Here is an 11,005-nt window from a genome sequence, read left to right on the forward strand (position 1 = left end):
GCTGTGTTGGCTGAGGTGAGTCTTACTGACCTTTTTGCTGGTACTTTTGATAGAGCTGATTGTGGCGGTTATCCAGATCAATCTGTCGGCCGTCTATATAGATGGCGTCAATCTTGGCTTGGCCCATGTCCAACAGGTCTCCGTCACTGACGATGACGTTGGCCCGAAACCCTTGCTCCAATGCCCCCATGTCGGTAAGCCCCATGATCTGTGCGGGCTGATAGGTGATCGCCTTCAGGGCTTCGTTGGCATCCAGACCATTGGCGGCGGCATAACCGGCTGCAAATGGCAGATTTCGACTGTCCCAGCTGCCTGGGTAAGCCAATGCTAGGCTGACGCCAGCGTCTTGAAGCAAGCTGGGAATGGTAAAGGGCAGGTCGAAGGCTTCGTGACGACGAAGCGGCAAGCCGTTGGCGTGGGTATAAACCACAGGCACCTGCTGGGCCACGAGCTGTTCGGTCAGGCGGTAGCTGTCGTAGCCACCGATGATCACCAGTTTGAGTCGATACTGCTGAGCCAGTTGCAGTGCTTGTTCGATCTGCTGCTGGCGGTCGGCATGAACGTACAGATTGATTTTGCCGTCAAACAGCGACTTCATTGCCAGCCAGCGCCGATCTTGTTTCTCTCGGCTCTGTTGGTTTTGATAATAGCCGTAGGCATCGGCAAAGGCTTGATGCAGCTCATCTAATGCTTGCTGCTGTACCTCTTTCTGTTGCTGCTGGCGTTTCTCATTAGTGGGGTGAAGCTTGAGTTCTGGCCAATACAGATGGAGGCCATCTAAAGGCTTCACCATGGCATCTTCAATGGTCCAGGCATCGAGGTTCAGCACCGAGGATTGCCCAGCCAGCATCTCACCGTGAGGGGTAATCTGAGCATGGGTGATGCCGTTTGAGCGTACCGTGGGAATCAGTTCAGAGTCCGGGTTGTAGGCTTGTACCGCATCGATTTGTGGATTGGTGCTGCCCACTTCATATTGATCCACCGTTGAGCGCACCATGCCGATCTCTTGTAGGCCTAATGTGCTGGCCATGGAGATAAGACCTGGGTAAACCCGCTTTCCTGAAGCGTCAACGACGATCGCGCCTTCAGGAGGGGTCAGTGGCGAGCCGATTTTCGCAATTCGACCATCGACCATCAGCAGGTCGGTGTCGGGCAGGGTACCTTGGGTGACCGTGTGCAGCGTGCCGCCTTGAATTAAGATGGCCTGACTTTGAGGTGCCGCCGGAATCAAGGTGGTTGCATATGAGGCCCAGCTAAGGACCATTGTTGCCAAAAGAATGAGTTGTTTCATGGTGGCTGCCCTTAGTGACTATGCTGGTGGTTGTGATGGTGGATCAAGCTGTCGCAATGCCAGAGAGGCTCTGGCTCTGGGGCGAGCTCCTCGCCCACGTCACCGGACAGATTGCTGGCCATCAGTTTTTGCAGTAGCGCTTGATATTCATCGTGAGCGGCCTTGCGTTGCAACCGGTCTTGATCGCGGTCGAACCGACGCACGCCATCGACCCAGGTGGATTCCACTTTGGCGTAAACCGATAGTGGCGCTTGATCCCAAAGCACCAGATCCGCCTGCTTACCCACCTCTAATGAGCCAGTGAGCTCATCCACTTTGAGCTGCTTAGCGGGATTGATGGTAACCATCTTTAGGGCATCTTCTGCGGACATATCGCAGTACAGCATCGATTTTGCCGCTTCTTGATTGAGCTTGCGGATCAGGTCGGCACTGTCAGAGTTGATGCTGGTGTTTACTCCTTTGCTCTGCATTAAACAGGCGTTTTGTGGAATGGCATCGTACACCTCAAATTTGTACGCCCACCAGTCGGAGAAGGTTGACGCGGTAGTGCCATATTCTGCCATCTCATCGGCGACCTTGTATCCTTCCAAGATGTGAGTGAAGGTTTGCACGTGGAAGCCTAACTCTTGAGATAAGCGCAGCAACATCAAGATCTCCGATTGTACGTAGGAGTGCACGTGGATATTACGGCTGCCTTCAAGGATCTCAATTAGGGTTTCCAGGCGCTCATTGGGGCGAGGTGCTAGGGCGTTACGTTTGCTGCGGCGACTGAGATCGTCATAAGCCAGCAGGGCGGCTTTGTGCTCTTTGGCGGCGCTAAATTGATCCGTCAGGTAAGCTTCGACGCCCATCCGAGTTTGCGGGAATCGGGAAACGTAGTTGTCTCCCCAATTGCTCTGTTTGACGTTTTCACCGAGGGCAAACTTAATGCTGGCTGGTGCTTGGGTAAATTTCAGTCCCTGCTCATCTTCACCCCAGCGCAGTTTAATTATCTGTGATTGGCCGCCAATGACGTTGGCACTGCCATGCAGCAGTTGAGCAGTGGTGACACCACCAGCCAGAGCGCGATAGATGTGGATGTCTTCAGCATTTAGAGCATCCCCAATGCGTACCTCGGCGGTGTTGCTATCGGAAGCCTCATTGACCCCGCCGGTAATGGCAATGTGACTATGTTCATCAATGAGCCCAGGGGTGAGGTGTTTGCCTGAGGCATCGATCACCGTAAAACCGGATGGGGTTGAGAGATCATTGCCCAACTCGATAATTTTGCCCGCTTCAATGATGATATCGGCGTTGCTCATGACGCCATCGTCGGCAGAGGTCCAGATGGTGGCGTTTTTGATGTGAACCGATTCCGCGCTTAATGGTGCCGTGAGGCCGGACTCGTTATTGGGCCAACTGCTGCGGCTAATCAGAGTTTTGGGCGCAGGCTCTGACGCGGCGTCTTTGGACTCATTGGTCGATTGGCTAGCCATCAATTCGAATTGATGAACTTTGCCATTGGCATCGATAAGTTGACCAAAACTGCGCGCAGCAGAAAAGCTGGCGTTGAACTGGCCAATACCACTTAGCCCCAGCGCTTCCATTGCAATGAGCCCCTGCAACTGACCAAACTGCCAATTGAGATTCTCGAGGGCGATGTTGGTATCTCCCTGCTGAAGCTCTGCACTAAGATCGTCGCTGGTTAGGTCTAGGTTCAGCTTTAACGCGTTACCATTGAGTGTCAGTTGGTAGCTGTCCTGAAGCCCTTGAGTACTGGCACTGCTGCTGAGCTGAGGTCGACCTTGAATGTATATCTGTTCAATTTCGCCGTCGGTAAACAGGTTACCTGAAGCGATCACCAGATCGGCGCGATAGCCTTCAGCCAATTTGCCAGTAAAACTGCCGATGCCTGCATACTTGGCTGCGTTGGTGGTTAATGCGGCTAACGCGGTGTCTTGTGGTAAACCATGTTGAATGGCCGTTCGTAAACGAGGCCAGAACTTTTCGCTATCAATGCCGTGCTGAGTAATAGCAAATGGAATACCTGATTTAGCAACTAGAGCTAAATTAGCTGGGCTTCGTTCCCACTGGCGGAGTTGAGTTAAGTTAATTTCCAAACCCGAGGCTAATTCAGGTTTACGTGCTTGAGTCAGAGGTAAAATCAATTGAGCATCTTGTAACTCATTTAAACGCTCATACTCTAAGCCGGTTCCCACGAGAATGGGTGAGGAATGAAAAGGAGCTAACACCGCCAGCGCTTTCGGTAGATGGTTAGTGTTTTTAACTGAAAATATAACACGCTGATTACCAAAGTGTGACAAACTCTCCAGTGATTGGTTTAGTTCTGGCTTTTGATTACCGGTTTGTTGTTGCTGATACCAACGCGCATCTTTTAATGTTTGTCGAATTAGTGCGATGCTTCCCATTAGGGAGCTAGGATACTCTTGTTCAGAACTTCCTTTACTAAAAGAAAGAAATTGTGCTCCCTCGACAGGGTATATCAGTTCAGCGGTTGGGTCCTTGGATAAGGATGCACTGAGTGATTGTCCCTGAAATATTCCGTCAAAATGACTCGACTGAACCGAAGTGAATCCATTATTGACCCAAGATGTCGCTATATCGGTATCGGCTTTAAAGTAAGGCTGCCATTTCATATCGGCATGAATGGCTCGGTTTTGAATCTTGGCTCCCGGTAATTCCGCCAAATAGTGTGGGCCGTCACCCTCATATTCGGAATATTGCCAGTCGATACCGTAACTGGTGTAGGGGTCGATAAAACCTGGGTAAACAATCTTGTTATCTAGGTTTATTTCTAATGATCCCTTAGGGATTTCATTGCTATCAGAAATAGATAAAATCTTTTTATTTCTTATGGTTATGCTAGCGTTATGTAACGTTTTTCCCGGAGACAGCATCAGGGTAGCGTTGCTGAAGGTGATGAAGTTGTCGCTATTATTGGCGATGGCTTCGATACGCTGAGTAGGAGAGGCCCAGCCATAATGGCTGACTGTTAGGGCACACGCCAACAGAGTTAAGGGTCTCAAGGTTTGAGTGTATGGCATCCATTTTCCTTTATTGTTATTCCTGAGCGGCATACATTATCTCTACATACTCTTAACACATCAAATAAGCTTCAAGAGTTCAGGATAAAAAAAGGCTGCCATTGGCAGCCTTAGACTAGTTCTTTGTAACTAAATATTAAATTAGGAACTCTTCTAGAGAGCGACCCTGATCCAATTGTTCTTTGATGGCTTTTGGAGTACGGCCTTGGCCGGTCCAAGTAATCTCTTCGCCGTCAACAACAATCATATATTTAGGTGGGCGAGGAGCACGCTTTTTACGTGGTGCACTGCCTTCTAATGCATTTAATTCGTCAACGCTAATGCCATCTTCCGCAAGCTGCTTACGAATGGCTTCAATTTTAGCGATACGTTCAGCTTGGGCTGCTTGCTCTTCGGCAGCTTCAGCTTCGCGATCATCAGCAATTTTTTGAAGTTTAGCGATAACGTCTTGCAGTTCGTCTAGTTCTAGCTCTTTAACTTGAGCTTTCAATCGACGACCGTGAGTTAGAATTTCTAAGAAATCAGCCATGGTGGTTAAACCCAATTTGAAGTGTTTATTTAAGTCGTGTTTTAGATTAGCACGCTGATTTTAATTTGTCTTGAGTAATAATTAATAAATTACACTTTAGAGAATAATCAATTGCTACTATCCATGACAATTACAGCTAATCAAAGTTCCATACTATTAATATCAAAAAGTGAATAATTGATCTTTGAGCTGATTGCTGCGTAAAAAATCACCATCAGGCTCCGTTTATCAGGTTGACGTTTACGTCAACAGTAATTAGAGTGGACTTTAATGTGATGTGTCAAATCAGGCAGTAAACAAAGGACGTACTATGAAAATTTTAGTTCCAGTAAAGCGCGTCGTAGACCCTTATGTAAAGGTGAGGGTTGCTGCGGATGAAAGTGGCGTGGACCTAGCAAATTTGAAGATGGCCATTAACCCTTTCTGTGAAATTGCTGTAGAAGAAGCTGTGCGACTCAAGGAGAAGGGGCAAGCAGCGGAAGTGATCGTGGTATCAGTTGGGCCTAAGGTGGCTCAAGAGCAGCTGCGTACCGCGATGGCTTTAGGGGCCGATCGTGCCATCTTAGTTGAACATGACCAAGAACTAGCGCCGCTTTCTATTGCTAAGGTACTAAAAGCCATTATCGACAAAGAGCAGCCAGGTCTGGTGTTGTTTGGTAAACAAACCATTGACGGCGATAACAATCAGACGGCACAGATGACCGCCGCGTTGGCAAAAATGGGTCAAGCAACGTTCGCTTCTACTATAGATGTAGAGGGAGAGCAGGTTACTGTGGCTCGAGAGATCGACGGTGGTATTCAGACTCTGAGCATCAAACTGCCTGCGGTGGTGTCTGCCGATCTACGATTGAACGAGCCCCGTTACGCTTCACTGCCTAACATCATGAAAGCCAAGCGCAAGCCGTTGGAAACCGTATCCGTCGACGATTTGGAAGTGACTCTTAAATCTCACCAAAACACCTTGAAGGTAACTGCCCCAGCTGAGCGTAGCGGCGGCGTAATGGTGGGCTCTGTGGAAGAGTTGGTTGAAAAGCTAAAGAATGAAGCGAAGGTGGTCTAATGGCGATTCTAATTATTGCGGAGCTGGATAAGCAGTCTCTAAGTGTTGAATGCGCCAAGGCCGTTGGCGCAGCATCTAAGATTGGTGGTGATGTTCATCTGTTGATTGCTGGTGATCAAGTTGCATCTGCCGCGGAACAGGGCGCAGCCTTAGCTGGAGTCACAAAGGTGCTGGTGGCCGACAATGGATGCTATCAGCATCAGTTGGCTGAGCCGATGGCGGATCTGATTGTGGATCTGGCGTCTGATTACTCACACATCATTGCGGTGGCCAGTGCCAAAGGCAAAGACATCTTGCCTCGGGTCGCGGCTTTGTTGGATGTGGCGCAGCACTCGGATCTGGTGGCCATCGAGTCTGAGGATACCTTCGTTCGTCCTATCTATGCAGGCAATGCCTTGGCAACGGTGCAGAGCTTGGATGCCATTAAGGTATTGACCATTCGTGGTTCGGCGTTTGATGCCGTGGCCGAGCAAGCTCCTGCTGCCATCGAAGCGGTAGACATTGTCAAAGAGAACACTCTGAGCAGCTTTGTCAGCGAAGAGTTGGTTCAGTCTGAGCGTCCAGAATTGGGGGCAGCCCGCGTGGTGATCTCCGGTGGTCGAGGTCTGGGAAGCGGTGAGAACTTCGCCATCATCGAAGCGCTAGCTGACAAGTTGGGCGGTGCCATCGGCGCATCTCGCGCAGCCGTTGATGCGGGTTTTGTGGCCAACGATCTTCAGGTTGGTCAAACCGGTAAGATTGTGGCACCTGAGCTTTACATTGCCGTTGGCATCTCTGGCGCCATTCAGCATTTGGCGGGCATGAAAGAGTCTAAGGTGATTGTGGCGATCAACAAAGATCCCGATGCGCCCATCTTCCAAGTGGCGGATTATGGCCTAGAGGCGGATCTGTTTGAGGCTGTTCCAAAGCTAACTGAGCTGCTATAAATGTGAGGTAACTCACAAAATGGCGGCATCTGCTGGTCAAGTGAGGGGCACTTGCGGGTAGAATGCCGCCTTCGTATTTTGATGAATACGGTTACCGCTAGGTAGAGGCGCATCGCCTATCAGTAGATCGGAAGAGGTTGATACCCTTTGAGGCCGATTGAAAGGAGTCGATGCCGAAGTGGCTGAGCCATCGAACTCAGTTGCTGGGGTTATTCTTAATAGGAATGACACTGCCATAGTAATCTCCGACAGGATGTTGGAATGCTTGATTTACTATGGAGCGCTACTGAAAGGACGGTGGTCTATTATGTCCCCCCTCGATCTTCGATCGTGTCAGTTGCCTCCATCGCCAACTAAAAAGAAAAGATTTGACGATGGCTTTATTAACTTACGCCGACTCGGCGCTGTCTCTGTTACCTCCTGTGATTGCGATTGGCATGGCCATCGTAACGCGAAAAGTCCTGTTATCCCTGGGTTTGGGGATCGCCATTGGTGTGCTAATGCTCACCGGTTTTGCTCCTATGGAAGCCGCTAGCAATTTAGGTGGCCGCGTTCAGGGGTTATTTTGGAGCGAAGGGGCTCCCAGCGCTTGGAATTTGTACACTCTAGGTTTCCTATTATTGCTGGGGGTGATGACCGCCCTTATTTCGGTATCTGGAGCCACTCGAGCGTTTGCTGACTGGGCTCGCCAGCGCATCCGCTGTGGCCGCGATGCCAAGCTGATGACCATCGCCCTTGGGGTGGTGATCTTCATCGATGATTATTTCAATACCCTAGTGGTGGGCTCTGTCGCTCGTCCGGTGACTGACCATTATCAGGTCTCCCGCGAGAAGCTGGCGTACTGTATCGACTCAACCTCTGCGCCCATCTGCGTCATTTCGCCGATCTCCTCTTGGGGCGCATACATCATCGCCTTGATTGGTGGGTTGCTCACTACCCATGGAGTCACTGATATTGGCTATTTGAGCGCCTTTATTCAGATGGTTCCCATGAATTTCTATGCGGTGTTTGCGTTTGCGCTATTGCTGGCGGTGGTCTATTTCGGTCTTGATGTAGGCCCCATGGCTCAAGCGGAGCAGCGGGCTCGCCGCGGTCAATTGTGGGATGAAACCAAGGGAGCTCCTGCCGGGGAAGAGCTGGATCTGCCGGAAGCCGATAATGGCCGAGTATGGGGCCTGTTGGCACCGATCGGCTTTTTGATTCTACTCACCGTTACCATGATGCTCTACTCCGGTGGTCAAGCATTGGCTGCGGACGGCAAGTCGTTTAGCGTTATCGGTGCATTTGAAAACACCGATGTGGCTTGGTCACTGTTCTATTCTGCTTTGGCTGGCGTTCTGTTTACTGCCGGTTACTGTTTGCAGCAGCGAGTGCCGGTGGGTTATATCGTCAAGGCGCTGTTCAGCGGTCTGAAGTCGATGATGCCAGCTATCTACATCCTGCTGTTCGCTTGGACCATCGCCGGGGTGATCAGTGATATGGAAACAGGTAAATACATGGCGTCCATGGCTCAAGGCAATCTGCCGACGTGGAGTCTGCCCGCACTGCTGTTTTTGCTCAGCGGTTTTGCGGCCTTTGCCACCGGGACCAGTTGGGGAACCTTCGCCATCATGTTGCCTATCGCAGCCAACATGGCTGAAGCGGTAGAGATCACCATGATGTTGCCTATGTTGGCGTCTGTCTTGGCTGGGGCGGTATTTGGCGATCACTGCTCACCCATCTCTGATACCACCATTTTGTCTTCCACAGGGGCAGCCTGCCACCACATCGATCACGTGACCACCCAGCTGCCTTATGCGGTGATGACCGCCATCATCTCTTTGGTTGGCTACCTGGTACTCGGCATTACCGGCTCCACCGTTGCGGGCTTTGCCTGTGCCAGTGTGGCTTTGGTGATTGTGGTGACGTTGTTGAAGCGTCGCTGTGAGCCTTCTTGCCAATAAGTTGGCTGAGAGTGTGATGTAGCTTCGGGGGGCCAAATGGCCCCCCGCGCATTGGTGGCAGCCTAGGGTGCTTTTCGGTAGACTGGCGCCACCAAGACAACGGAGGAATAACGTGGCTCAGCTCTATTTTTACTATTCGGCAATGAATGCTGGAAAATCCACCTCACTTTTGCAATCGGCCTACAACTACCGCGAGCGAGGCATGGAAGTGCTAGTGATGACCGCTGGCCTTGATGATCGCTACGGCATCGGCAAAGTGACCTCTCGAATAGGGCTTACCTCCGATGCCCTTATCTATCGTAAGGAAGACGATCTGATTGAGATGGTGTGTAAAGAACATGAGCAGAAGCCGGTTAACTGCGTCTTGGTGGATGAGTGTCAGTTTCTCACCAAAGATCAGGTACGCCAATTGACCTACCTAGTCGACAAGATGGACATTCCGGTGCTGTGTTACGGCCTGCGTACCGATTTCCAAGGTGAGCTATTCCCCGGTGCTCAGTATCTGTTGGCTTGGGCTGACAAATTGGTGGAACTGAAAACCATCTGCCACTGCGGTCGCAAGGCCAATATGGTGGTGCGGTTAGATGGCGAAGGTAATCCCGTCAAAAATGGCGATCAGGTTCAGATAGGCGGTAACGACAGCTACGTGTCGATGTGTCGCTTACACTATCGTGAACTGGCTTGGGACTGAGACTGCTTATAATACCATCCTGAATAAATATCTGGTCATTATTGCTTGCCTAAATCGTTTCACTCTTCGTTGCGAGACTTGTTGTTAGAGCCACTAGCATCGGCGTCTCGCGTATTGATTGAAACGATTTATTCGGCGCACTAGATAGATCACTTACTTAATCAGAATGGTATAACTAGGCCAGTGCATTGAACTTTTTTCATATTCGAACTGGATAATCGCTAAACCACTGCTACGCTTAAGTTAATGTGATCATCCTTAGCTAGCGTAGAGTGTGTTGCCGGACGTAGTTTCCGGCTTTTTTTTGCCTGAAATTCGTCATGGGAGTGGTGCTGAAGTAAAGGAATAACTTGGAGTTAAAGTCGTGAAGCGGGGGGAAGTGAGAGTCGATAGGTGAAAGGGTCGAGCGAGGTAGGTCGGCATCCTTGCCGTCCAGGTGGTGTTCAGAGTTAGCGAATGTTGGCAACCAACTCTTTAATTTGAGCGCGTAACCAGCGGTTGGCTTTGCTCTCTTCAAGTTTCGCGAGGTAGGTCAGATACAGCGGAATCTTAGGCAGTTCAAAAGAGATGTTCAGTGGTGCCAAATTGAACTGGCTGCCGTAGTGTTCCCACAACCATTTACTGATTACCACAACCCCATCAGATTCTTGCGCCATCATCATGGCATTGAATGGGTTGTTGGTGTCCATTATCACGTCACGGTCATCTACTTTTGTGTGCTGCATGCGTTCAAATACGCCAATCTGACCTGGCGCGTAACGGAAGTGGCGCAGTCCAACGAAAGTATCTCGGTCAATCTCTTTGTTCTGTGCTGGATGGCCTTCGCGAGCCAGAGCAATGAGTTCGGTAGAGTAAAGCAGCTCTTGCTTGATGCTGGCCATGGCGAGTTTTGAGGTCACCAAGCATACGTCGTTGTTGTCAATCTGCAGGCTGTCGATGATTCGAGAATCTTCCTCGATAAGGCCATAGATAGAGAGGCTGAGCTGGCTATTTAATACTTCAATGTGCTTAGCAAGTGGGTGCAGCATCTCAAGATCCAGCACGTGGTTAGCGGCGATGCGGAATCGACGCTTGCTGGTGGCTGGATCAAAGTCACTCAAACTCTCTACACCATCCTGAAGCAGGTCCAGTGCAGCATTGACGTAGTTATAGAGCTCCATGGCGTAATCAGTGGGCTCTAAACCTGTGCTGGTGCGAGTAAAAAGAGGGTGGTTGAAGTACTTACCTAGCTTTGTCAAAGATTGGCTGACCGCACTTGGGGTCACATTGAGTTTGCGCGCCGCCTTGCTCAAACTACCGGTAAACACCACCGCACGAAATACGATTAACAATCGTATGTCGATGGAGTCAAAGTCATGGGTTAAAACTGGCATGTCGCGCTCCATATTGAAGTAGCTAATTTCAAAGATTAGAAACAGTTTAGTTGATTGGATAGATGGGTGTTCTGCTAATGCAGACGAGTGATGAAACTCACTTAAAAATCACAACTCGTACAGAGTAACTGCAGGATTTTAGTGAACG

8 protein-coding genes and 1 riboswitch are annotated in these 11,005 nt (G+C 50.1%); of the genes, 4 read left to right on the forward strand and 4 right to left on the reverse strand.

Going from position 1 to position 11,005, the window contains the following annotated elements:
- Positions 1-22 precede the first annotated feature (22 nt).
- The 3 genes from FCL42_RS18575 to FCL42_RS18585 all read right to left on the reverse strand — a co-directional run bounded on the left by FCL42_RS18575 (position 23) and on the right by FCL42_RS18585 (position 4,864).
- Positions 23-1,291, reverse strand: a complete 1,269-nt coding sequence (locus FCL42_RS18575) for an amidohydrolase family protein (protein WP_136864934.1) — start codon at positions 1,289-1,291, stop codon at positions 23-25.
- Positions 1,292-1,302: 11 nt separating this feature from the next.
- Positions 1,303-4,335: an amidohydrolase family protein gene (locus tag FCL42_RS18580; protein ID WP_136864935.1), complete on the reverse strand. Its 3,033-nt coding sequence runs from the start codon at positions 4,333-4,335 to the stop codon at positions 1,303-1,305.
- 136 nt (positions 4,336-4,471) lie between these two features.
- A complete protein-coding gene (locus FCL42_RS18585) occupies positions 4,472-4,864 on the reverse strand; it encodes an H-NS histone family protein (RefSeq protein WP_136864936.1) in 393 nt (130 codons plus the stop codon).
- Between the two features lie 310 nt (positions 4,865-5,174).
- On the opposite strand from FCL42_RS18585, the gene FCL42_RS18590 reads away from it, so the two are divergent.
- The 4 genes from FCL42_RS18590 (at position 5,175) to FCL42_RS18605 (ending at position 9,484) form a co-directional block, all read left to right on the forward strand.
- On the forward strand, positions 5,175-5,924 hold the full coding sequence (locus FCL42_RS18590) for an electron transfer flavoprotein subunit beta/FixA family protein (RefSeq protein ID WP_136864937.1): 750 nt from the start codon (positions 5,175-5,177) through the stop codon (positions 5,922-5,924).
- Positions 5,924-6,850, forward strand: a complete 927-nt coding sequence (locus FCL42_RS18595) for an electron transfer flavoprotein subunit alpha/FixB family protein (RefSeq protein ID WP_136864938.1) — start codon at positions 5,924-5,926, stop codon at positions 6,848-6,850. Before FCL42_RS18590 ends, FCL42_RS18595 begins: the two co-directional genes overlap by 1 nt.
- Positions 6,851-6,944: 94 nt before the next feature.
- Positions 6,945-7,144: riboswitch (Lysine riboswitch) on the forward strand.
- A gap of 80 nt (positions 7,145-7,224) precedes the next feature.
- Positions 7,225-8,793: a Na+/H+ antiporter NhaC family protein gene (locus FCL42_RS18600; RefSeq protein WP_136864939.1), complete on the forward strand. Its 1,569-nt coding sequence runs from the start codon at positions 7,225-7,227 to the stop codon at positions 8,791-8,793.
- Positions 8,794-8,905: 112 nt separating this feature from the next.
- Positions 8,906-9,484: a thymidine kinase gene (locus FCL42_RS18605; RefSeq protein ID WP_136864940.1), complete on the forward strand. Its 579-nt coding sequence runs from the start codon at positions 8,906-8,908 to the stop codon at positions 9,482-9,484.
- A 449-nt stretch (positions 9,485-9,933) separates the two neighbouring features.
- On the opposite strand, the gene FCL42_RS18610 is transcribed toward FCL42_RS18605, so the two are convergent.
- On the reverse strand, positions 9,934-10,857 hold the full coding sequence (locus FCL42_RS18610; RefSeq protein ID WP_169308452.1) for a LysR family transcriptional regulator: 924 nt from the start codon (positions 10,855-10,857) through the stop codon (positions 9,934-9,936).
- Between the last annotated feature and the right edge of the window lie 148 nt (positions 10,858-11,005).

The organism is Ferrimonas aestuarii (assembly GCF_005116665.1).
Classification (GTDB): domain Bacteria; phylum Pseudomonadota; class Gammaproteobacteria; order Enterobacterales; family Shewanellaceae; genus Ferrimonas; species Ferrimonas aestuarii.